This window comes from Cytobacillus oceanisediminis 2691 (assembly GCF_000294775.2).
Taxonomy (GTDB): Bacteria; Bacillota; Bacilli; order Bacillales; family Cytobacillaceae; genus Cytobacillus; species Cytobacillus pseudoceanisediminis.
This window is the reverse complement of the sequence record NZ_CP015506.1, coordinates 4,414,837-4,437,830: the sequence shown is the minus strand read 5'-3', so window position 1 is coordinate 4,437,830 and position 22,994 is coordinate 4,414,837. Positions and strand designations below refer to the sequence as shown.

General features: G+C 42.8%; 20 protein-coding genes. 15 read left to right on the top strand and 5 right to left on the bottom strand.

Annotated features, from left to right (window positions below; genetic code table 11):
• The first annotated feature begins 59 nt into the window (after window positions 1–59).
• Window positions 60–1,181: an alanine dehydrogenase gene (gene ald, locus A361_RS22280; protein ID WP_019383067.1), complete on the top strand. Its 1,122-nt coding sequence runs from the start codon at window positions 60–62 to the stop codon at window positions 1,179–1,181.
• A gap of 132 nt (window positions 1,182–1,313) precedes the next feature.
• On the opposite strand, the gene A361_RS22275 is transcribed toward ald, so the two are convergent.
• Complete coding sequence (locus A361_RS22275) at window positions 1,314–2,411, bottom strand: M24 family metallopeptidase (RefSeq protein WP_019383068.1); 1,098 nt, start codon at window positions 2,409–2,411, stop codon at window positions 1,314–1,316.
• A 161-nt stretch (window positions 2,412–2,572) separates the two neighbouring features.
• Here A361_RS22275 and A361_RS22270 point away from each other — a divergent pair, with 161 nt between their 5' ends.
• The 3 genes from A361_RS22270 (at window position 2,573) to A361_RS22260 (ending at window position 5,522) form a co-directional block, all read left to right on the top strand.
• On the top strand, window positions 2,573–3,253 hold the full coding sequence (locus tag A361_RS22270; protein WP_009333256.1) for a metal-dependent hydrolase: 681 nt from the start codon (window positions 2,573–2,575) through the stop codon (window positions 3,251–3,253).
• Between the two features lie 387 nt (window positions 3,254–3,640).
• Window positions 3,641–3,889: a hypothetical protein gene (locus A361_RS22265; RefSeq protein WP_019383069.1), complete on the top strand. Its 249-nt coding sequence runs from the start codon at window positions 3,641–3,643 to the stop codon at window positions 3,887–3,889.
• 313 nt (window positions 3,890–4,202) lie between these two features.
• The gene (locus A361_RS22260) at window positions 4,203–5,522 is read left to right on the top strand and encodes a CBS domain-containing protein (protein WP_009333252.1); all 1,320 of its coding nucleotides are present in this window, start codon (window positions 4,203–4,205) and stop codon (window positions 5,520–5,522) included.
• Window positions 5,523–5,782: 260 nt separating this feature from the next.
• On the opposite strand, the gene A361_RS22255 is transcribed toward A361_RS22260, so the two are convergent.
• The gene (locus A361_RS22255; RefSeq protein WP_019383070.1) at window positions 5,783–6,088 is read right to left on the bottom strand and encodes a YtpI family protein; all 306 of its coding nucleotides are present in this window, start codon (window positions 6,086–6,088) and stop codon (window positions 5,783–5,785) included.
• A gap of 140 nt (window positions 6,089–6,228) precedes the next feature.
• Between A361_RS22255 and A361_RS22250 the strand changes: the two genes are divergently transcribed.
• The gene (locus tag A361_RS22250; RefSeq protein WP_019383071.1) at window positions 6,229–7,167 is read left to right on the top strand and encodes a DHH family phosphoesterase; all 939 of its coding nucleotides are present in this window, start codon (window positions 6,229–6,231) and stop codon (window positions 7,165–7,167) included.
• Window positions 7,168–7,194: 27 nt separating this feature from the next.
• On the opposite strand, the gene ytrI is transcribed toward A361_RS22250, so the two are convergent.
• Both ytrI and A361_RS22240 read right to left on the bottom strand, forming a co-directional pair.
• Complete coding sequence (gene ytrI, locus A361_RS22245) at window positions 7,195–7,695, bottom strand: sporulation membrane protein YtrI (RefSeq protein ID WP_009333249.1); 501 nt, start codon at window positions 7,693–7,695, stop codon at window positions 7,195–7,197.
• The gene (locus tag A361_RS22240; protein ID WP_019383072.1) at window positions 7,692–8,087 is read right to left on the bottom strand and encodes a YtrH family sporulation protein; all 396 of its coding nucleotides are present in this window, start codon (window positions 8,085–8,087) and stop codon (window positions 7,692–7,694) included. Before A361_RS22240 ends, ytrI begins: the two co-directional genes overlap by 4 nt.
• Before the next feature lie 115 nt (window positions 8,088–8,202).
• On the opposite strand from A361_RS22240, the gene dnaE reads away from it, so the two are divergent.
• The 8 genes from dnaE (at window position 8,203) to A361_RS22200 (ending at window position 19,325) form a co-directional block, all read left to right on the top strand.
• On the top strand, window positions 8,203–11,562 hold the full coding sequence (gene dnaE, locus A361_RS22235; RefSeq protein ID WP_019383073.1) for a DNA polymerase III subunit alpha: 3,360 nt from the start codon (window positions 8,203–8,205) through the stop codon (window positions 11,560–11,562).
• A 180-nt stretch (window positions 11,563–11,742) separates the two neighbouring features.
• Window positions 11,743–12,981 (top strand): NAD(P)-dependent malic enzyme, encoded by a 1,239-nt coding sequence (locus A361_RS22230; protein ID WP_019383074.1) that lies wholly within the window; start codon window positions 11,743–11,745, stop codon window positions 12,979–12,981.
• A 68-nt stretch (window positions 12,982–13,049) separates the two neighbouring features.
• The gene (locus A361_RS22225; protein ID WP_050807810.1) at window positions 13,050–13,613 is read left to right on the top strand and encodes a FadR/GntR family transcriptional regulator; all 564 of its coding nucleotides are present in this window, start codon (window positions 13,050–13,052) and stop codon (window positions 13,611–13,613) included.
• A 162-nt stretch (window positions 13,614–13,775) separates the two neighbouring features.
• Window positions 13,776–14,654: an acetyl-CoA carboxylase, carboxyltransferase subunit beta gene (gene accD, locus A361_RS22220; protein ID WP_019383075.1), complete on the top strand. Its 879-nt coding sequence runs from the start codon at window positions 13,776–13,778 to the stop codon at window positions 14,652–14,654.
• Window positions 14,639–15,616: an acetyl-CoA carboxylase carboxyl transferase subunit alpha gene (gene accA / locus A361_RS22215; protein ID WP_009333242.1), complete on the top strand. Its 978-nt coding sequence runs from the start codon at window positions 14,639–14,641 to the stop codon at window positions 15,614–15,616. The genes accD and accA overlap by 16 nt, the downstream gene beginning before the upstream one ends.
• A gap of 391 nt (window positions 15,617–16,007) precedes the next feature.
• Complete coding sequence (pfkA, locus tag A361_RS22210; protein ID WP_009333241.1) at window positions 16,008–16,967, top strand: 6-phosphofructokinase; 960 nt, start codon at window positions 16,008–16,010, stop codon at window positions 16,965–16,967.
• Window positions 16,968–17,051: 84 nt separating this feature from the next.
• Complete coding sequence (pyk, locus tag A361_RS22205) at window positions 17,052–18,812, top strand: pyruvate kinase (protein WP_009333240.1); 1,761 nt, start codon at window positions 17,052–17,054, stop codon at window positions 18,810–18,812.
• A 126-nt stretch (window positions 18,813–18,938) separates the two neighbouring features.
• Window positions 18,939–19,325, top strand: a complete 387-nt coding sequence (locus A361_RS22200; RefSeq protein WP_009333239.1) for an FxsA family protein — start codon at window positions 18,939–18,941, stop codon at window positions 19,323–19,325.
• Between the two features lie 166 nt (window positions 19,326–19,491).
• Here A361_RS22200 and ytvI read toward each other — a convergent pair whose 3' ends face one another.
• A complete protein-coding gene (gene ytvI, locus A361_RS22195) occupies window positions 19,492–20,613 on the bottom strand; it encodes a sporulation integral membrane protein YtvI (RefSeq protein WP_009333238.1) in 1,122 nt (373 codons plus the stop codon).
• A 226-nt stretch (window positions 20,614–20,839) separates the two neighbouring features.
• Here ytvI and A361_RS22190 point away from each other — a divergent pair, with 226 nt between their 5' ends.
• Window positions 20,840–21,301 (top strand): DUF441 domain-containing protein, encoded by a 462-nt coding sequence (locus tag A361_RS22190; protein WP_009333237.1) that lies wholly within the window; start codon window positions 20,840–20,842, stop codon window positions 21,299–21,301.
• 554 nt (window positions 21,302–21,855) lie between these two features.
• Window positions 21,856–22,977: a citrate synthase gene (gene citZ, locus A361_RS22180; RefSeq protein ID WP_019383077.1), complete on the top strand. Its 1,122-nt coding sequence runs from the start codon at window positions 21,856–21,858 to the stop codon at window positions 22,975–22,977.
• The last annotated feature ends 17 nt before the right edge of the window (window positions 22,978–22,994 follow it).

The window sequence follows — 22,994 nt, the reverse complement described above, 5'->3', positions numbered from 1 at the left end:
CCGTCAAATAGCCATATAAAGTTAATAGGTATTTCACTTAAATTACGGAGGTATGCAGCATGCGTATCGGAGTTCCAAAGGAAGTAAAAAACAATGAAAACAGGGTTGCGATGACCCCTGCTGGGGTTATGAATCTCATTCAATTTGGACATGAAGTCTATATCGAAGCGGATGCCGGGACAGGTTCCGGTTTTTCGGATAACGACTATATAGGTGCTGGTGCACATATTGTTCAAACTGCAGAAGAGGCATGGTCAATGGATATGGTCATGAAGGTAAAAGAGCCGATACAAGGCGAATATGTATATTTTCGGGAAGGGTTAATTCTCTTTACATATCTGCATTTGGCTGCTGAACCTGATTTGACAAGTGCTTTAATTGATAAGAAAGTAGCTGGCATTGCTTATGAAACAGTCCAGCTTCCCAACCGGACTTTGCCTCTATTGACTCCAATGAGTGAAGTTGCCGGAAGAATGGCAGCTCAGGTAGGAGCCCAATTTTTAGGAAAAATACATGGAGGGAAAGGAATCCTGCTATCGGGGGTACCAGGTGTACAGCGTGGAAATGTTACCATAATCGGCGGCGGGGTTGCTGGAACCAATGCGGCAAAAATGGCAATAGGCCTTGGGGCAAAGGTAACAATGATTGACTTGAATCCCGACCGCCTTCGGCAGCTGGATGATATCTTCGGAAAAGAAGTAACAACGCTGATCTCTAACCCTTACAATATCGCTGAAGCTGTTAAGGATTCAGATCTCGTAATTGGAGCCGTACTTATTCCGGGAGCAAAAGCACCGAAGCTTGTCACAGAGGATATGATTAAAACGATGAACCCGGGCTCTGTAATTGTGGACATTGCGATCGATCAGGGTGGAATATTCGAAACAACTGATCGAATTACGACCCATGATAATCCCACATATGAAAAGCATGGCGTAGTTCATTATGCGGTAGCTAATATGCCTGGAGCAGTTCCCAGAACATCCACTCTTGCATTGACCAACGTGACGGTGCCTTATGCAGTTCAAATTGCGAATAAAGGCTACAAGCAGGCATGTCTGGATAATGAGGCTTTATTAAAGGGAGTTAATACGTTAAATGGCTATGTGACTTACAAAGCGGTAGCAGAGGCCCATAGCCTTGACTATTCAGATACGAGTACGCAATTGGAACAGCAATAGGAAAAGCTCCAGGTATCCGCTTATCGGCGCCTGGAGCTTGACACTTATCTCAATTCAGAATTTAAACCCTTATTTCAAAAAAAATCCGGAGCTGAATAGCTCCGGATTTTTTTGTGGAATTTTTTCTAATGTCTATTTAATAACCTGAAGCTCTTTCGGGAACTTGGTTAAAATTTCAACTCCGTCTGCTGTTACAGCAAGGTCATCTTCAATCCGCACTCCGGCAACGCCTGGGACATAGATTCCCGGCTCGATGGTGAAAACCATACCTTCTTCAAGCAAAAGTGAGTTTGTTTCTGTTAGTGAAGGATATTCATGAACGCTCACACCTAATCCGTGGCCCAATCGATGCGGGAAATATTCGCCGTAGCCGGCTTCTGCTATCAGGTTTCTAGCTGTCAGGTCAATATCTGCGCAAGTGACTCCCGGCTTGCTCGCTTCAACAGCTGCAAGCTGAGCTTTTAAGACGGTATCATAAATTTCTTTTTGTTTATCATTAATATCACCGTAAGCTACAGTTCTAGTAATATCTGAGCAGTAGCCATTCCAGACAACTCCGAGGTCAAATAGGACTAAATCCCCTTTTTGAATCTTCGTCATTCCTGGTGTGCCATGAGGAGAAGCCCCGTTAGCCCCCGCCAGGACCATGGTAGAGAAAGACATTTCGTTAACGCCTTTTTTCTTTAACGCATATTCTACAGCAGCTAGAACATCCAGTTCAGTTTTTCCTTCCTGGATCTCGGCACAGCCTGTTTCAATCGCAAAATCGGCCAGTGCACATGCTTCGCGAATGATTTCCAATTCTTTTTCATCTTTAACCATCCGAAGCTGGCGAAGCTTTTCTTCTGCCGAAGCGAATGAAGCGCCGCTGAACAGAGCAGAGATGGCTTCATACCGCTCTACATTCATATGCTCTTTTTCGATTGCTGCTTTATTTACCTTCCCAATTCTCTTATGTATGGATGTCTGGATGAATTCCCAAGGGTTCTGAATATCGCTGTAGCCAATAAGTTCATGGCTCCAGCCTGCTTTCTTGGCATCTTCTTTTTCCATGGCCGGACATACGAGGAAAGGCTCTTCTTCCTGGAAAACAGCCAGCCCAAGCAAGCGTTCATGTGGGTCGCTTAAAAAGCCGCTTAAATAAAAAACATTATCCGGTGATGTTACAAAGGTGACCTGGATATCATTTTCCTTCATCCACTGAGATAGTTTCTGCAATCTATTATTCATAGTGAACCTCCTTATTTACTTATACTTTGAGAGTAGCAACTAAATAAGAAAATGTAAACTTTTTAAAGATTGCCAATCGGGTATATATTAAAAGAAAGCAGGAATAACTTGTTTTTCGTTGAAGTAACTTACATAACCTAAAATTAGAGAGGAGCATAAAATTGAAAGTATCATTTCATGGCCATGCCATAGTGAAGATCGAATCACAGGGAAAAACCATCTTAATAGATCCTTTTATTACCGGGAATGATTTGACAGACTTAAAAGCGGAGGACCAGAAGCCAGACGTCATCATTGTCACCCATGGACATGGTGACCATCTTGGGGACACGATTGAACTGGCAAAGCGCAATGACTCTCTTGTCATTGCCAACTTTGAGCTTGCCACCTATCTGGGCTGGCAGGGAGTTAACGCGCATGGAATGTCGATCGGAGGCGGATATGATTTTGACTTCGGAAGAGTGAAGCTGACACAAGCCTTTCATGGAACTGGCCTCGAGACAGAGAATCAGGAAATCATCTATTTGGGAATGCCAGCCGGTGTTCTCATCACTTTAGAAGGAAAAACGATTTACCATGCAGGGGATACAGGGCTTTTCTCTGACATGAAGTTAATTGGCGACCGGCATCCGATAGATTTGGCATTTCTGCCGATCGGGGACAATTTCACTATGGGTCCGGATGATGCAGCATACGCAGCAGAACTTCTTGGCGCCAAAAAGGTGGTTCCGATTCACTTCAACACGTTCCCGCCAATCAGGCAGGATCCGCATAAATTCATCAGCATGCTGGAAACAGGAGTCGGGCAAGTGCTGGAAGCAGGAGAATCAATCGAATTATAATATGAAAACGCAGCTTCTGATGGAGGCTGCGTTTGTTAATGAGGAATGTATAAATCCTGAAGTTAGATAACTGTCTAGCGCAAGCAGCCTATCCCCTCGAGGTCACAAGCCTGTCTAGTTGCGACTCCTGGGGACAAAAGACTAGTCAATCCCTTCCAGAAGGAAAGAACCCCTTCTTGCAGGGCTCGTCTTGTGCTTGTCGTCTCTGGGCAGTCGCCTCCACATTTCGGACAAGCCTCACAAAAAGGCAAAGAACGCCTTTCAGAGAGGCTCGTCTTATGCTTGTCGGGGGTGGGCAAGGCGCTTACGCTTTTCTTTAAAAACCAATCATTTTCCCAGCCTGTCCGCATACATTTTAGGGAGGATAGGATAAAGGAGGAAGCTAAATTGAATAAAAATCGATATTTGCTATGTTTGCTGCTGTGCGGATTGCTGCTTTATTATGCCGCTCCTAGAATGGGTGTGTTTAATGGAGGGACTGAAGGGATCTTTGCCATCAGCTGGCTGGCCCTTGCCCTTTTTGTCATTGCCGGAAACCTGACTGCATTGTTGTTTGCCCCGAAAAAAGCGGCTGCTTCGGGGAAGCGGGTGCGCAAAATGGCAGAAAGGAAGCGGGTGCGTTCCTTCGGCAGATAAAGTGAAACTTCAATCAGTGTCCCTCATTGTTGTTAGTTGAGGCCCACAGGACAAGGAGGCATCGTCAGCATGAGCATCGCACGACCGAAAGCGGCAGCTTTTGGGAGGACGTGGCGTTCTTAGTCTTTGTTCTTCTATCGGGCCTTTATGGGCAGTTTGACCCCTACCTATCTTCTTGATTGCTCTGAGTCTTGAAGTGGGGGTTATACTGCCCGTTAGCCTGCGATAATTTAAGATTGCCGAAGTCAATTGTATCAAGGCCTCTTTACCCTTATAATGAAAAATAAGGAATAATTTGTAGAGGGTGAAAGTCTTGGCTACTAAGCATGAGCAAATATTACATTACATTGATGAACTGCCAATTGGAGAAAAAATATCGGTCAGACAGATCGCCAAGGCGCTCGCTGTGAGTGAAGGGACTGCTTACAGAGCAATTAAGGATGCTGAAAATAAGGGATATGTCAGTACAATAGAACGTGTTGGGACAATAAGAATCGAGCGGAAAAAGAAAGAAAATATTGAGAAGCTTACTTTTGCCGAAGTTGTTAATATCGTTGACGGCCAGGTACTCGGAGGAAGAGCCGGTCTTCATAAAACACTGAACAAGTTTGTTATTGGAGCGATGAAGCTTGAAGCGATGATGAGATACACGGATGCCGGAAACCTGCTGATTGTCGGAAACCGGACCCAGGCACACGAATTGGCATTGAAGGCTGGGGCTGCTGTGTTAATTACTGGGGGCTTTGATACAGAAGACCATGTCAAAAAACTTGCTGACGATCTGCAGCTTCCTGTGATCTCAAGCAGCTATGACACCTTCACAGTTGCAACTATGATCAATCGGGCTATCTATGACCAGCTTATCAAAAAGGAGATTGTACTTGTTGAAGATATCCTGACTCCTCTGAAAGAAGCGATTTTCCTGAAAACAACCGATACAATTGCAGATTGGCTAACGTACAATCGTGAAACCGGCCATAGCCGATTCCCGGTTGTCGACAGTAATCTAAAAGTGCAGGGAGTTGTCACTTCCAAGGATATTATGGGACATGATAAAGAAACGCTTATTGAAAAAATTATGACCAAAAACCCTATGACGGTTGGCGGAAAAACGAGCGTTGCCTCTTCCTCGCATATGATGGTATGGGAAGGGATTGAATTGCTTCCTGTGGTAGATGAAGCCAATAAACTTGAAGGGATTGTTAGCCGTCAGGATGTGCTGAAGGCGCTGCAGATGATCCAAAGGCAGCCGCAGGTAGGTGAAACAATTGACGATATAGTCACCAACCAGCTGGTTATGACTAGGGGAAAAACCAAAGGGGATGACGTTTATCGCTGTGAGGTTACTCCGCAGATGACCAACCACCTTGGAACGATATCCTATGGGGTCTTTACAACCATTGTTTCGGAAGCTGCAAACAGAGTGTTAAGAAGCTATAAAAAAGGTGATCTCGTAGTTGAAAATATGACGGTCTACTTTATTAAGCCTGTTCAAATCGACAGTATGCTTGAAATCTATCCAAAAGTATTGGAAGTAGGACGGAAGTTCGGAAAAGTGGATGTGGAAGTTTTTAACGAAGGCGTCCTTGTAGGCAAGGCAATGATGATGTGCCAGCTAATTGACAGACATTAATACAAGAAAAGCAGAAGCACCTTGCCCACAAAGGAACGCAGACCAAGAACGCCACGTCCTCCCAAAAGCTGCCGCTTTCGGTCGTGCGATGTTTATGATGACGAAGACTCCCTTGTCCTGAGGGCCTCATCTCGAGGGGGCCGGCTGTTTGCGTTAGACAGTAATAAGTGTTAAAGGATATATTTTCCATCTGATGAAGAAAAAGCCGCTCACATTTTGAACGGCTTTTTTTGCAGGCACTTACGGAAATCCGGTTAAATTTAACTCTTCCTTGCTTCCTCAGCTTCTTTTGCAGCGTGAGGCATGTAAAACTTATATGCTTTCATGCCGCCCCATATGCTTAATACCCCAACAAGGATAAACACAATTCCCACAATAAGAGCTGTTGTTGTATTGTATAAAAACAGCTGATTAAGGCCAAATATGGCGACGAATGATCCAAGCGCAATCCTGGACTTGGCTGATATCCATTGTCTTTCAGCCGGCTGTCTGCTTCTGAAGAATTTCACTTTGTAGAAAATATAGAAAGAAAAAGAGAGAATAATCAGGATAACAAAGATAGGCATTTCATAACCTCCAAGTTTCGACAATCTCTTATTATTTTACCTTCATTAATAAAAAATTGCCATAAGCGTGCTGTGTTTTCTTTTTCTTTTCACGATGATATGGTAAAAATAAAGTAGTATTCAGAAAAAAGGAGCGCGCCATGAAACAAAAGATACTTGATGAAATTAAAAAATATGAAACAATCATTATTCATAGGCATGTCCGTCCTGATCCGGATGCATATGGTTCACAGGGAGGCCTTGCTGAAATCCTGAAGGCTTCATTCCCTGAAAAATCAATCTTCACTGTCGGGAAGGAAGAAGAAACACTTCATTATATGAGAAGGCTGGATGAAGTATCTGATGATGCATATAATGGGGCGCTGGTCATTGTTTGTGATACAGCAAATGCGGAACGGATATGTGATGATAGATATGGAACGGGTAATAAACTGATCAAAATTGACCATCACCCGAATATGGATCCATATGGAGATATGATGTGGGTTGATACGGATGCAAGCTCTACCAGTGAAATGATTTATGAGTTTTATCTTTTCGGCAAAGATCAGGGTCTGAAAATGTCTGATGAAGCTGCTAGATTGTTATTTGCCGGAATAGTAGGGGACACCGGCCGTTTCCTCTATCCAAGCACGACAGAAAAGACGTTTGCATATGCAGGTGAACTGATTCACTATAATTTTTCGCGGCCGGAACTGTTTGATAAGATGTATGAGCTGGACGCAAATATTGTTAAATTGAAAGGCTATGTACTGCAAAATTTTGAAATGAGAGGCAGCGGTGCAGCTGTCATGATCCTGAAAAAAGAACTGCTCGAAGAATTTCAGGCAGTACCTTCTAAAGCTTCCCTGCTTGTAAGTGTTCTAGGCGATGTGAAGGGAATAAAAGCTTGGGTTTTCTTTATCGAGGAGAGCGATCAAATCCGTGTGCGGTTCCGTTCGAAGGGTCCAATTATTAATGAAGTTGCAAGAAAGTATAATGGCGGAGGACATCCTCTTGCTGCCGGAGCTTCCATTTATTCATGGGAAGAGATGGAATCGGTTGTAAGAGATTTGGAGGATGTCTGCAAAGCTAACTAAAATATAATGCCCGGCAAAAGCCGGGCATTAATCCAGCATGATATTTAATTCAATTGAGACGGTTGTATAGATGACCAGTTCTTTAACTTCGACCCGGTATCTCTTTTCATTTACCCGATGTGTTTTATTTTCTATTATTTTCTTGATCAGTTCGCTGCTTTTGTAAACAGTATCGATGTCTTTGGCAACCATCATGCTAATATCCTCTTTTATTTCATCTTCCAGCTGAAAAACACTGAAGGAATCCAATTTATATTTTTCGCTGTTGACAATTTTAATGGATATATCCTGGACAGTCAGTTTTTTCTGGTTTTCTTTATTTAGTTTTTTGAATTCCTCCTGCCAGATTTCCTTATCTTTTTCCAATTCAAAAATAGCATCCTTTTGAAGCTTGATTTCTTTGCTGTATCTCTCCTGCCATTGCCCAAAAACAAATAAAAAAATAAACCAGCTGATGATGCCCCCTAGGGCCATTCCTGCTAAAAAGCGCTGCCAGGATGGCAATCGGTAGTAAGGCGGTATCCTCATGCTGAAATGTTCTCCTGAGTCAGCCAGTTAATAAGCATGGCGCCTGTCTGGGCCCCTCCGAGAGCAGAAAGAATCAGCATGAATTGCTTAAATATATCCTTTGTCTGTCCGTCCATGACACCTCTTTCAAAGCTGTAAACTGTATCAAAGGTTCCCCCGATTGCTGCAATGATAGCCCAGATGCGTATCATATTTGAAATCTGGAAGATTTGATTTAAAGGAGGCTTTCCTGTCAGAAAAGCAGCCATACCTCCAATGATTGAACCTCCTATCAAAACACCGAAAGCAATAAAATAACTATCAATTAAAGTGGAAAAAAAGGGCTGGGTATTCATATCATCCATCCTCGCTGCAGGAATGGCCCTGCCAGAATTATCTTGATACTTCATCATATGGACAAACTTAGAAAAATATGTTTTTTAGCTGCCGTTAAAAAGAGAACATATTTTCTTTTTGGAAACGGGCGTTCTATAATGAAAATACAGAGAAATTAAGGGTGTGAGAAACGTGTCATTTATTCACCTTCATGTATATAGCGCTTATAGCCTGCTATCGAGCACGGCAAGAATAGAACAGCTAGTGTCAGGCGCCAGGGAAAACAGGTTTCCTGCCCTGGCTTTAACGGACCGGAATGTCATGTACGGAGCTGTTGCCTTTTATAAAGAATGTCTTAAGCAGTCCATAAAGCCAATCCTGGGCCTCTCTGTGGATGTATTAAGCGAGATTTCCGAAGGGGAAGCTTATCCGATGGTCCTTTTGGCTAAAGACAGGCAGGGTTTTCAGAATCTATTAAAAATCACAAGCACAGTCCAGACAAAATCGCCTGAAGGCATCCCTGTTAAATGGCTTAAGCACTATGCAGGAGGATTGTTTGCTTTAACTCCCGGCCTTGACGGGGAAATAGAACACTATCTTGAGGCGGGTGAATACGGCCAGGCAAAAAGAATAGCTGAACTTTTCAGCAGTCTTTTCGAGCCGCATTCATTCTTTTTCACTATACAGGATCATGGGCTGCGTGAAGAGAAAAAAAACCATGAACTTCTGGTTCAGCTTTCCGGGGAAACCGGGATTGGCCTGGCGGCTTCAAATGGTGTTTGTTACATAAAAAAAGAAGATGCTTTTGCCCATGAGTGCCTGCTGGCCATTAAAAATGGAGAAAAGCTTCAGGATGAAGCGAGAGAGCGGCTGAAGAGCGATGAGTATTATTTAAAGTCATCCGGGGAAATGGCAGAATTGTTATCGGGTTATCCGGATGCTTTGGAGAATACGATTAAGATAGCAGAGCAATGCAATGTTATGCTTGAGCTGGATAAACAGAACCTCCCTAAATACCCTGCTGTAAAAGGGATGAGTGCCGATGAGCTATTGGCAGAAGTTTGCTGGAAGGGTTTTGCTGACAGATATCCGGATGCAGATGGTGAGCATAGGGAGCGTTTGCAGTATGAGCTGAATATAATTAAGAATATGAAATTCAGCGATTATTTTCTAATCGTTTGGGATTTTATGAAGTTTTCGAGAGAAAATGGAATTTTAACCGGTCCGGGGCGGGGATCTGCTGCCGGTTCAATGGTTGCTTATGTCTTATATATTACAGATGTGGATCCAATTGAGCATCAGCTATTATTTGAGCGGTTCCTTAATCCAGAAAGAATTTCCATGCCTGATATTGATATCGATTTCCCGGATCACAGAAGGGATGAGGTGATTCGGTATGTGTCCAGGAAATATGGAGAGTTGCATGTTGCTCAAATTCTTACGTTTGGAACATTGGCAGCTAAGGCGGCACTACGGGATGTCGGCAGGGCATTTGGGCTTAATCCGAAAGAGCTGGACATGCTTTCAAGAAAAGTACCTTCCAAATTGGGCATCAGTCTCAAAGAGGCTTACAAAGAATCAGAGCCTTTAAGAAGATTCACCGAGGAATCCGATTTAAATCGCAGACTTTTTGAAACGGCTATCAAACTGGAAGGTCTCCCAAGGCACACATCAACTCATGCTGCCGGCGTTGTAATCAGCGAGCACCCGCTGGTTGAGGCCATTCCCATTCAAAAGGGACATGAGAATGTTTATTTGACCCAATACTCGATGGAGCATCTTGAGGATGTCGGCCTATTAAAAATGGATTTTCTCGGTCTTAGGAACCTGACACTAATCGAGAATATCTTAAGCTCTATACAGAGAAAGACAGGCACACAGATTGATATAAAAAACATTCCCCTGGATGATGAGGCAGTATACAGTCTTTTGGGAAGAGGAGATACTACAGGCATTTTCCAGCTTGAGTCTGAGGGGATGCGAAGTGTGCTGACAAGGCTCCAGCCAACGCGCTTTGAAGATATTGTGGCTGTCAATGCCCTTTACCGCCCCGGCCCTATGGAAAATATCCCGCTGTTTATTGACAGAAAGCACGGAAGGAAGCCGATTATATTTCCGCATCCTGATTTGAAGCCTATTCTTGAAAATACGTATGGTGTCATCGTGTATCAGGAACAAATTATGCAAATCGCTGCAAAAATGGCAGGATTTTCACTGGGTGAAGCCGATTTGCTTCGGAGAGCGGTCAGCAAGAAGCAAAAAGAAGTGCTTGACCGTGAGCGTGTCCATTTTGTAGGAGGAGCAGTAAAGAAAGGCTATAATGAACAAGCTGCTCATGATATATATGATCTAATTGTCCGGTTTGCAAACTATGGATTTAACCGGAGCCATGCGGTTGCATACAGTTTCATAGCTTATCAGCTGGCATATTTAAAAACTCATTACCCGCTTCACTTCATGGCTTCACTGCTGACTTCAGCAGTAGGCAATGAAGGCAGGATTGCCCAGTATATCGGAGAACTGAGACAGATGGGTTTGGCGCTCAGCCCGCCATCCATAAATAAAAGCGGCTATTCATTTCTGGTAGAGAAAGATTCAATCAGGTATAGTCTTGCAGCCTTAAAAGGCGTAGGTGCTGCCGCTTTAAGGGATATTTTTCAGGCTAGGAAAAATAAGCGCTTTGAAGATCTGTTTGATTTTTGCATAAGGGTTTCAACAAAAGCTGTTAATCGCAAGGTCCTCGAGTCCCTGGTTCATTCAGGAAGCTTTGATGAATTTGGGGAAGATAGAGCTGTTCTGCTTGCCAGCCTGGATGTGGCTGCGGAACATGCCCAGCTTGTTATGCCGGAAGACGATCAAGCTGATTTCTTTGAGGATGATGAATTTTTTCCTAAGCCTAAATATACCGAAGTAGATCCGATCCGTTCCGAGGACAAGCTGAGATTTGAAAAAGATGTGCTGGGCCTGTATTTATCAGATCATCCGGTTTCAATCTACGAATCATCTTTTCACCTGCTGGATGCCAGTCCGCTGATTGAACTCGAAAGAAATGCAAATAAGGCAAAAACAGTTGCATATTTATCCGAAGTGAAAAAGATCCGTACGAAAAAAGGAGAGCCAATGGCATTTCTATCCTTGAGCGATCAGACAGGGGATATGGAGGCAGTTGTTTTTCCAAAGGTGTTTAACCGATTTTCAATGCTGTGCTCCCAGGGAAGCATCGTCTTTGCGGAAGGAAGGATTGAGGAACGGGACGGAAAGAAGCAGCTGATTGTCCAGCATCTGGATGATGTGAAGGAAGCAATTGAAAAAATGCAAAACAAAGATCCAGTTTTATATTTAAGGATTACCGAGGATCGGGAAACATCCGAAAATCTTCGTTTGCTTAAAGAGTTATTTAAGAAAAATGAAGGCCGGGTTCAGGTGGTTTTATATTATGAAAGCTCCCGAAAAACCATTCGCCTGGGTGAAGAAGACCTGATCTCGCCATCAGAAGATTTCCTTCAATTGCTTATGAAAGTGCTTGGGCAGAATAACGTCATTTTAAAGTAATTACCCTTTACAACAATAACAATTATGGTATATTTGTAAGAAGAAAAATAAACTGGTCTGACCACTGAAGCGAAGGATAAGCCCTGCGCCATCTGATAATCAAGCAGAAAGGCAGCAGGTATTTCTTCGTCGATCTATGTTTATATATAAATCCTATCCGGAATATGAGGAGTGAAAATTTTGACCTTACGCGAAGAAGCACTGCATATGCATAGAGCTAATAAAGGGAAATTGGAATCTAAATCAAAAGTACAGGTGCGAAATGCCAAAGACTTAAGCCTTGCTTATTCCCCAGGGGTTGCTGAGCCCTGCAAGGAGATTTATGATAAGCCGGAAACTGTCTATGAATATACGATGAAAGGTAATATGGTTGCGGTTGTTTCCGATGGAACAGCTGTGCTGGGATTAGGAAATATCGGGCCGGAAGCCGCCCTGCCTGTAATGGAAGGTAAAGCTGTACTATTCAAAAGTTTTGCAGGAGTGGATGCATTTCCGATTTGCCTCAATACGACCGATGTTGATAAAATTGTTGAGACTGTAAAACTTCTTGAACCTACATTTGGAGGCGTAAACCTTGAAGATATTGCTGCTCCAAATTGCTTTTATGTAGAAGAGCGACTAAAAAAGGAAACAAATATTCCTGTTTTCCATGATGACCAGCATGGCACTGCCATTGTGACTGTTGCAGGTCTTGTGAATGCCTTGAAGCTTTCAGGAAAGAAAATGAATGAAATTAAGGTTGTGGCAAACGGTGCCGGTGCGGCCGGAATTGCCATCATTAAACTTCTATACAGCTATGGTGTTCGCGATATTATTATGTGTGACACCAAGGGTGCCATCTATGAAGGCCGCCCACAGGGAATGAATGAGATAAAAAATGAAGTAGCGAAGTATACGAATCGTGAAAATGCCAAGGGAAGCCTAGCTGATGTTATTAAAGGTGCAGATGTATTCATCGGGGTTTCTGCGGCTGGAGCGTTAACGGCAGAGATGATTGGTGCCATGAATCAGGACCCGATTATTTTCGCTATGGCTAATCCAACTCCTGAAATTATGCCTGAAGAAGCGAAAGCAGCTGGAGCGATGGTAGTTGGGACAGGAAGATCCGATTTTCCAAACCAGGTCAATAATGTGCTGGCTTTCCCTGGAATTTTCAGAGGGGCTCTGGATGTCCGTGCAACTCATATCAATGAGAAAATGAAAGTAGCTGCTGTAGAAGCCATTGCCAATTTGGTTCATCAGGATGAGCTGAATGCGGATTATGTCATCCCTGGGCCATTCGATCCCCGTGTCGCACCTGCAGTTGCGGCTGAAGTGGCAAAGGCAGCAATGGAAACCGGTGTTGCCCGCATTAAAGTGGATCCTGAAGAAGTAAAGGAAAAAACGAAGCAACTTGCTGTCATTGGAAAAGGTGAGTGACTCCATACGTGAATCCACCTCAAAATAACACGAAGGTTTATATCGGCATTGTCAAACAGCTTAGGTCCATGATTGAACATGACGGACTTAAGCCTGGAGATCGATTGCCTTCCGAAAGAGAGCTGTCAGAGCGCCTGGGTGTCGGGCGCTCTTCCGTTCGGGAAGCATTAAGAGCCCTTGAACTTCTTGGCTTAATAGAGACAAGGAGGGGCGAGGGGACTTTTATGAGGGATTTTAGAGGTCATCAGCTCGTACAGCTGCTTAGCACGTTTATTCTTCAGGATAAGAAATCCATCAGAGATGTTAAAGAAACCAAGTTCTTGATCGAACTTGATTGTTTATGGCTAATCATTCAAAAGGCTGGAGAAGATCAGCTTCTTAGGTTCAAAAAGTGGTCTCTTGAAGCAGACTATTCAGATGATGACTTTTTTCTGGAAATCGTCACACTTGCAGATAATCATCTATTCCTCCGCATCTGGATTATCCTTAAAGATTATTATAATTCTTTGGATCTGGAGACAATGATGGTAACCAAGGAACAATATGCAAAGCTGATTGAGACATTGATTTCCAGAAATGAATCCGAAGTTATTCGTGTATATAGAAATCTGAGAAAATTGTCGAAAGGCTAACGACAATTTTTTGCAAATTTTATAGCTGATATCCTCTATATTTAAATAATCAGACAAGCATTAATGGAGCCTAGGAGAGTTAGGCATTCATTTTTAAATCGGTGGTCTGACCACTGTTGAAATTAATGGAATTGATTCAGCGATTATCAGGGAGGTTTCATCTTGCTTAAAGATATTTTCACTAAGACGAAGAAGAAGAAATATGCAACCATTCCATCGGAAACGGCAAAGCAGGATGTGCCGGAAGGAATCATGACAAAGTGTCCGAACTGCAAGAAGATCATGTATACAAAAGAATTGGTTAAGAACCTTAAAGTGTGTTTCCACTGTCAATACCACCACACCATGAATTCAAAAGAGCGTTTGGAAAGCTTTTTGGATGCCAATAGCTTTGAGGAAATTAACGCAAACATGATATCTGAAAATCCTCTTAATTTCCCGGATTATATTGAAAAGCTAGAAAAGGATCGGGAAAAAACAAAGATTAATGAAGCGGTAGTGACTGGGACAGGCACTGTAAATGGCCAAAAAATAGCAGTGGCCGTTATGGATTCCACATTCAGAATGGGAAGCATGGGCTCAGTAGTCGGAGAAAAAATTACCCGTGCCATTGAAAAAGCTGATGAACTTGGAGTTCCTTTTATTATATTTACCGCATCAGGCGGAGCAAGAATGCAGGAAGGCGTATTAAGCCTGATGCAAATGGCTAAGACAAGTGTAGCCTTAAAAAGATTCAGTGATAATGGAGGCCTGATTATCTCCATCATGACTCACCCGACAACAGGCGGTGTGTCTGCAAGCTTTGCTTCACTGGGAGATTACAATTTGGCGGAACCAGGTGCATTGATTGGCTTTGCGGGGCGCAGAATCATAGAACAAACGATCCGTGAAGAACTGCCGGAAGACTTCCAGACAGCAGAATTCTTATTAAAACACGGTCAATTGGATGCAGTCATCCCCAGAACAGAGTTAAAGGACAAGATATCAGCCATTTTATCAATACATCAACCAGGAGGTGACTTCCAATGGCAGGAGAATTAGAATTTGAACGTCCGGTTATGGAGCTGAAAAAAAAGATTGCTGAATTAAAAGAGTTCACAAAAACAGCCGATGTAGACCTATCCTCTGAGATAGAGAAGCTGGAAGCGCGCTTGGAGAAATTAGAAGCCGATATATATGAAAATATGAAACCGTGGGATCGTGTGCAGATTGCAAGACATCCCGCAAGGCCTACCACTCAGGACTATATTTCCTTTCTTTTTGAGGATTTTTTCGAGTGTCATGGAGATCGTGCTTTTGGGGATGACGAAGCCATTGTTGGAGGCATTGCAAAGTTTAGGGGCCTTCCGGTTACCGTCATCGGGCATCAGCGCGGAAAAGACACAAAAGAGAATATCCGCAGAAATTTTGGAATGCCGCATCCCGAAGGTTACCGAAAAGCATTAAGACTAATGAAGCAAGCAGATAAATTCCGAAGGCCGATTATTTGTTTCATTGATACAAAGGGCGCCTATCCTGGGAAAGCCGCAGAGGAACGCGGACAGAGTGAGGCGATCGCAAAAAACCTGTTTGAAATGGCCAGCCTTAGGGTGCCTGTTATCTGTATCGTCATCGGTGAAGGCGGAAGCGGCGGAGCGCTGGCTCTCGGTGTGGGAAACCATATTCATATGCTTGAGAACTCCACTTATTCGGTTATTTCTCCAGAAGGAGCTGCTGCTATTCTCTGGAAAGATGCCACGCAGGCCAAAAAGGCTGCAGAATCCATGAGAATTACTGCTCCGGATTTAAAAGAATTAGGTGTTGTGGATGAGATTATCGAAGAGGTAAAGGGCGGAGCCCACAAAGATGTAAAGGTACAGGCTGCAGAAATCGGAGAGGTCCTTTATCGATCATTGAAGGATTTGTTGGATCTTTCTGAAGATCAGCTGATCGATCACCGGTACAACAAGTTCAAATCCATTGGTGAATATTCGTTTTTAAAGGAATTTATTGGGGTAAAATAAAAGCGTGCTTTCGGGCACGCTTTTATTTTTTGCCTATTTCAGTGCACAAGCCATCTACGTCAGCGGGAGGCTTATACAAATACCACTTTCAAAGTAAAAATGCAGGTTTTTCTATTTAAACCGCTTTCAGTTACCCGACAATTCTGTATTTCCTTGAATTTGCCTGATAAAGTTGAGATGCTCCCTTCTTCATGGTATTTTAGAAATATTCAATAGCGTTTTGTTAAATAATAAGATAAGCAGACTATGCTCTGCTTTACATAAAGAAGAGCCTATATTACATACAAAATTCCTGGGCAGGCGGTGTCCATGATTTATAGGCTGTGAATAAACAGCTCAGCAGACAACACGCTTTCTTATTTTATATAAATATACATTCGGGGTGATTATTGTGAAGAAAATAGGAGTATTAACAAGCGGCGGCGATTCTCCTGGCATGAATGCAGCTGTACGTGCAGTTGTCCGTAAAGCGATTTATCATAATATTGAAGTGTATGGTGTTTATGGCGGATATTCCGGCTTAATGTCAGGGAATATTAAGAAGCTTGACCTTGGTTCGGTTGGTGATATCATCCATCGCGGCGGCACAGTCCTGCATTCGGCAAGAAGCGAAGAGTTCAAAACAAAAGAAGGCCAGCAAAAAGGCATTGAACAGATGAATAAGCACGGTATTGAAGGTCTTGTGGTAATTGGCGGGGACGGTTCATACCGTGGAGCAAAAGCTTTGACAGAGCAGGGATTTCCTTGTGTGGGCGTACCTGGCACCATCGATAATGATATTCCGGGAACCCAATATACTATTGGCTTTGACACAGCTTTAAATACGGTTATTGATGCAATTGATAAAATCCGTGATACGGCTACTTCCCATGAAAGAACATTTATCATTGAAGTAATGGGAAGAGATGCAGGAGACATCGCTTTATGTGCAGGATTAGCAGGCGGTGCGGAAACAATCCTCATTCCTGAAGCAGGCTATAGTATGGATGAAATTGCAGAGAGACTTAAAAAGGGACATGAACGGGGCAAGAAACATAGTATCATTGTGGTTGCAGAAGGAGTCTGCAGCGGAGTGGAATTTGCCAAGCAGATTAAGGATACAACAAACTTTGATACGCGGGTTTCTGTACTTGGCCATATGCAGAGGGGCGGATCCCCAACTGCATTCGACCGGGTGCTGGCAAGCCGCCTTGGAGCACATGCAGTAGAACTTCTCCTTGAAGGCAAAGGCGGACGTGCAGTAGGAATTCAAAATAATAAACTTGTTGACCATGATATAATAGAAATATTGGATAGAGAGCATACACTTGACCTGGACCTATACAAACTTTCGAAAGAGCTGTCTATTTAATCTAATCAGATATAAGCCGGCACAAGCGGCATAAAGCTGTCAGTGCTGGTATTCAAGCTGCATCAAATCAGGAGGTAAATTAAAATGCGTAAAACGAAAATCGTTTGTACTATTGGACCTGCCAGTGAAAGTGTTGAAAAGTTAACACAGCTTATTGAAGCAGGAATGAATGTTGCCCGGTTAAATTTTTCCCATGGTGATTTCCAGGAGCATGGACAGCGAATTCAGAACATCCGTGAAGCTGCGGAAAAGACAGGAAAGACAGTAGCAATCCTCTTAGACACAAAAGGGCCGGAGATCCGCACAAACAATATGCTGGAAGGTGCGATTGAACTGAGAGCTGGGGAAAACATTATTATCTCCATGAACGAGGTTGAAGGAACAGCAGAAAAGTTTTCTGTTACATACGCAGGGCTAATTGAAGATGTACACACAGGAAGCAAAATTCTGCTTGATGACGGTTTAATTGGACTTGAAGTAACAAAAATCGATAAAGCCAACAGTGAAATTCACACAAAGATCTTAAATAGCGGAACACTTAAAAATAAAAAAGGCGTCAACGTTCCGGGTGTATCTGTGAATCTTCCTGGCATAACGGAGAAAGATGCTCAGGACATCATCTTCGGAATCGAACAGGGCGTAGATTTCATTGCCGCTTCTTTTGTCCGCAGAGCGTCGGATGTTTTGGAAATCAGACAGCTGCTTGAGGAGCACAATGCCTCTTATATCAACATCATTCCTAAGATTGAAAATCAGGAAGGTGTAGATAACATTGATGAAATTCTTGAAATTTCCGACGGTCTTATGGTAGCGCGCGGAGACCTTGGTGTCGAAATTCCGGCAGAAGAAGTTCCGCTTGTGCAAAAGAAATTAATTAAAGAGTGCAATGCACAGGGTAAACCTGTTATTACTGCAACACAAATGCTGGATTCCATGCAGCGCAACCCCCGTCCAACACGCGCAGAAGCGAGTGATGTAGCAAATGCCATTTTTGATGGTACTGACGCTATCATGTTATCCGGTGAAACGGCTGCGGGCTCTTATCCTGTCGAGGCTGTGCAGACGATGCACAACATCGCATCAAGAGCAGAATCTGCTTTGGATCATAAAGAAATTCTATCAAACCGAAGCAAAGATAATGAACATAACATTACAGATGCCATTGGACAATCAGTGGCACATACAGCTCTAAACCTGGATGTTAACGCCATTATTACACCGACTGAAAGCGGCCATACAGCAAGGATGATTTCAAAGTACCGTCCGAAAGCTCCTATTGTTGCTGTTACTTCAAACGACTATGTATCACGGCGCTTATCTTTAACATGGGGTGTTTATCCTCAAATTGGCCAAAAAGCGTCTACTACAGACGATATGCTTGATATTGCAGTTGAGGAAAGTGTGAACAGCGGAATTGTCGCATCAGGAGATTTAGTGGTTATTACAGCTGGTGTGCCTGTTGGTGAAGCTGGTACCACCAATTTAATGAAAATTCATGTAGTGGGGGATATCCTGGCTAAGGCACAAGGAATCGGGCGCAAATCAGCCTTTGGAAAAGTCGTTGTGGCAAGAAATGCAGAGGAAGCATTGGCAAAAGTAACAGAAGGCTCTATTCTGGTTACTATCGGTTCTGACCGTGAAATGGTCCCTGCCATTGAAAAATGCAGTGCACTTATTACAGAAGAAGGCGGACTTACAAGCCATGCGGCTGTCGTGGGCCTTAATATTGGCATACCTGTCATTGTAGGGGTTGAAAAAGCAACAACCCTTCTCAAAGATGGGCAGGAAGTAACAGTCGATTCTCAGCGAGGCGTAATTTATAACGGCCACGCAAGCGTGCTGTAGTTAGGATTAAAAAAGGAAGGGGTCGCCCTTCTTTTTTTTGGATTCCTGGGACAGACAAATTGTTATATTCTCAGTTTCATGTTTGGTATAATAAAGGTAAGTCTTATACAAAATAGAGGTGGCTTGATGCGCTACATTCTCTTGCTGATGATAATCGTTCCTGCTGCTGAAATTGGTGTTTTACTGCTATCAGGGAACACAATTGGTCTATGGCCTACTCTTGCGGTTATCTTGTTTACAGGCGTTCTCGGTGCTTATCTGGCCAAAAAACAGGGTCTTGAAACAATCAGAAAAATACAGGATCAGCTGCGCTGCGGGCAAATGCCTGGAGATGCCATTCTTGATGGGGCCTGCATCCTTATTGGAGGCACCCTGCTTCTTGCACCGGGATTCATTACAGATGCATTAGGATTTACATTGCTTCTTCCTTCTGCAAGAAAAGTACTTAAAAACATCCTGTATATAGGTCTGAAAAAATGGATGAACAAGGGAACAATCACGATAATCAGGTGAAAAAAGCTATATATAAAGCCGCTCCTTTAAATTGGAGCGGCTTGTTTATTTTATTGGCCATTTTATTTTCGGACGCATTCACACTTTTGATTATGCAAGTGCCAAATAGGCAATCCATTACATAGCCTGATTAAGATTAAGGGATGCCCACATTCAGATCATCATCTTAATCTGCTTCCTCATTGCCTTTTATAAACAACCAGATATCCCTGAATACTCCAGCTTTATGAAGAGTTGTGATGAGTACAAGAGTAACCGGCCCGGCGATTAAGCCCAGAAATCCAATCAGTTTAAAACCGACAAATAAAGCAATCAGGGTAGCTAAAGGATCAAGTCCAATACTTGATGAAAGGATCTTTGGCTCCATAATCTGCCGTTGTACCAATACGATGATATAAAGAATGCCAAGTCCGATTGCCCTGCTCATTTCTCCGCCGATTGCTTCATAGATGATCCATGGCACAAAAACCAGCCCTGTTCCGAGATAGGGTATTATATCGACAAGGCCAGTCACCAGTGCAATTGTAATAGCATAATCGACACGCAAAATCAGCAGTCCGGCAAGTATGATAACAGTCGTGATAGATACTAAGGTAGCCTGTGCTTTGACAAAGCCAAACAAGGCCTTCTGCAGATCAGCAAATACAGTTCTGCCGCTCTTTTTTGCACGGCTGGGCAGTATGCGGCTGAAGAGGCCTGAAAGCCTATGCCAATCCTTGCTGATGAAAAAAGTGGCCAGCAGCGAGAATATCAGGACAGTTGCTGCATTGGGAAACCAGGAAAGGATATTTGGAATTTTCTCGAAGAATGCCTGGATAAAATCTCCCAGAGTGGAGCCAAATTGCTTCCCGACATTTTCTATGTTCGTCATTATGGTATCCTGCTGGCCTGTGCCAAGATTATTAAATAAACTGGCAAGCTGGTTATAAAGAGGAATGATTTGCCCAGCAAAGAACTGCTCAATGAAGTCAATTAAAGTATCGAGGTGCTGCGGTACTACTTTTGCCAAATAATCTGCACCTGATACGATCTCTGCCACCAGCAATGTGATTAATCCAGCAAAAATGGCAAAGATAAGAATCAAAGCAATGAGGACTGCAAGAGCCCTTGGTATTTTCCATTTAACTTCCATCATGTTGACAAAGGGATTAATTAGAAAGGCAATGGCCAGTCCAATAATGAAAGGGTAAGTCACTTTGGATAAATATAAGAAAGCATAGAGACTTAAGATCACTACTCCAATGACAAAGAAAAATCTTACGGTCCGATAGATATATGCCGGGTTCAAGTAATAGCCTCCTTATTTAATTAGAACAGACTAAGTCATTGCAGCTGCCGTTTTTATGTAATGTTAATAGTCATATCATACATCAATTTTGATGAAGCTAAAAATAATTAGCTATTGTCTAGTAATACTTATTCTATTTATTAAAATCCGGTAAAGAACTCAGAAATTATTAAAATGAATTAAATTATGTTACGATAATATAGAAAGCTGGCAGGTGAATTAGCAAATGTTTTCCCAATCGCTCATTTTTTTGATTCTATTGCTGGGTATTGGTGTAATAGCAAAAAATCAATCATTGATCATTGCTGTCTTTGTATTGATTGTCCTTAAAGCAGCCGGCCTCGATTCAAAAGCCTTTTCATTCCTGCAGTCCAAAGGGATTAACTGGGGCGTAACCATAATTACAATCGCTGTCCTGGCACCTATAGCAAGCGGTGAAATCGGCTTCCGGGATTTAGGCGGAGCGTTCAAGTCCCCTTATGCATGGGTTGCCCTTGTCTCAGGGATTGCAGTTGCGCTTTTGGCAAAAGGCGGCATCGTTCTGCTGGCTGAAGACCCTCATATAACAACTGCTCTTGTTCTTGGGACCATACTTGCTGTTTCCCTTTTTAAAGGTGTTGCCGTCGGTCCTCTGATAGGGGCAGGAATTGCGTATATGGCAATGAAAATCTTTGAACTCTTTAAATGAAGGATTCAAAAGGTTTTTCATTGCCCTTGGGCATTATTGTAAATAAACTTTTTTTGGAAAATAATATTTTTTAACATTTTAAGTGCTTTTCATTCACAAAAGTCAGATAATTGTTTATAATAGGACTTGTAAGCGTAACCTATTTCACGGTACCTATTATATTCAGTTAAGCTCTATTAAAATGTTATTAATATATTTTATTTTTTCTATTCAGAAAAAAATGTAAGCATTTTCTTTTTTTTAAAGAGTACCGAGCAACCGCTCGATGGAATGCATGCCAAAAGAAAGTTTATTTCTTCCGTATATCGTGGAGTGCCCTTTCACTAAATGGAAGTTTCACCTTTCATGGTTTTGGTCTGTAGATCGGCTAATACGGCCGACTTTGCAACGGCTCCAGCAGCCTCTAAAAGTGTTCATAGTAAAGATAAAACAGAATGTGGACATGACAAGGAAGCTTTTCTGAAAAATGAAAAATCAGGTTCGGCTTACTTATGTTTAATGTACAGACAAAAATGGGTATGGGGAAATTTTATTATGTAAAGGAGAGATTCGGTATGACAGTAACACGCGGTCTTGAAGGGGTAGTAGCTACTACTTCGTCTATCAGCTCCATCATAGACGATACATTAACCTATGCAGGCTACAATATTGATGATTTGGCTGAAAATGCAAGCTTTGAAGAGGTTATTTATCTTTTATGGCACAGAAAGCTTCCTGCTCAATCCCAGCTGAATGAGTTGAAGAGTCAGCTTGCAGCAAACTACTCTCTTCCAGAGGAAGTTCTGAACCATTTTAAAACATATCCAATTGACAAAGTGCATCCAATGGCTGCTCTGCGTTCTGCAGTGTCTCTATTGGGACTTTATGATGAAGAAGCAGACCAGATGGGTGAAGAAGCAAATTATAAAAAAGCAATTCGCCTTCAAGCTAAAATGCCTGCTATCGTAACGGCATTTGCTAGAGTAAGAAAAGGCCTTGAGCCAATTGCTCCTAGAACAGATCTTGGATTTGCAGCCAACTTCCTATACATGCTTACAGGCAAAGAGCCTGAACCAATCGCAATTGAAGCATTTAATAAAGCGCTGGTTCTTCATGCAGACCATGAACTAAATGCTTCCACTTTTACTGCACGTGTATGTGTAGCCACATTGTCAGATATCTATTCCGGAGTTACAGCTGCAATTGGCGCTTTAAAAGGGCCTTTGCATGGCGGTGCCAATGAGGCGGTAATGAAAATGCTTACTGATATCAGCACTCTTGAAAATGTGGAGCCATATATCCGTGAAAAGCTTGAAAAGAAAGAGAAAATCATGGGATTTGGACATCGTGTATACCGTCAGGGCGACCCTCGTGCCAAGCACTTAAGAGAAATGTCCAAAAAGCTTACAGAACTTACAGGGGAACCACACTGGTACGAAATGTCCACGCAAATTGAAGCGATTGTTACCGGAGAGAAAAAACTTCCGCCAAATGTCGACTTCTATTCTGCATCTGTATACCACAGCCTGGGAATCGACCATGATCTGTTCACGCCGATTTTCGCTGTAAGCCGCGTATCCGGCTGGCTGGCCCATATTCTCGAACAATATGAAAATAATCGTCTGATCCGCCCGCGTGCTGACTATACAGGCCCGGGAATGCAAAAATTCGTTCCAGTAGAGCAAAGAGGTCTTTAAAAAGCAGAAAAAGCAGA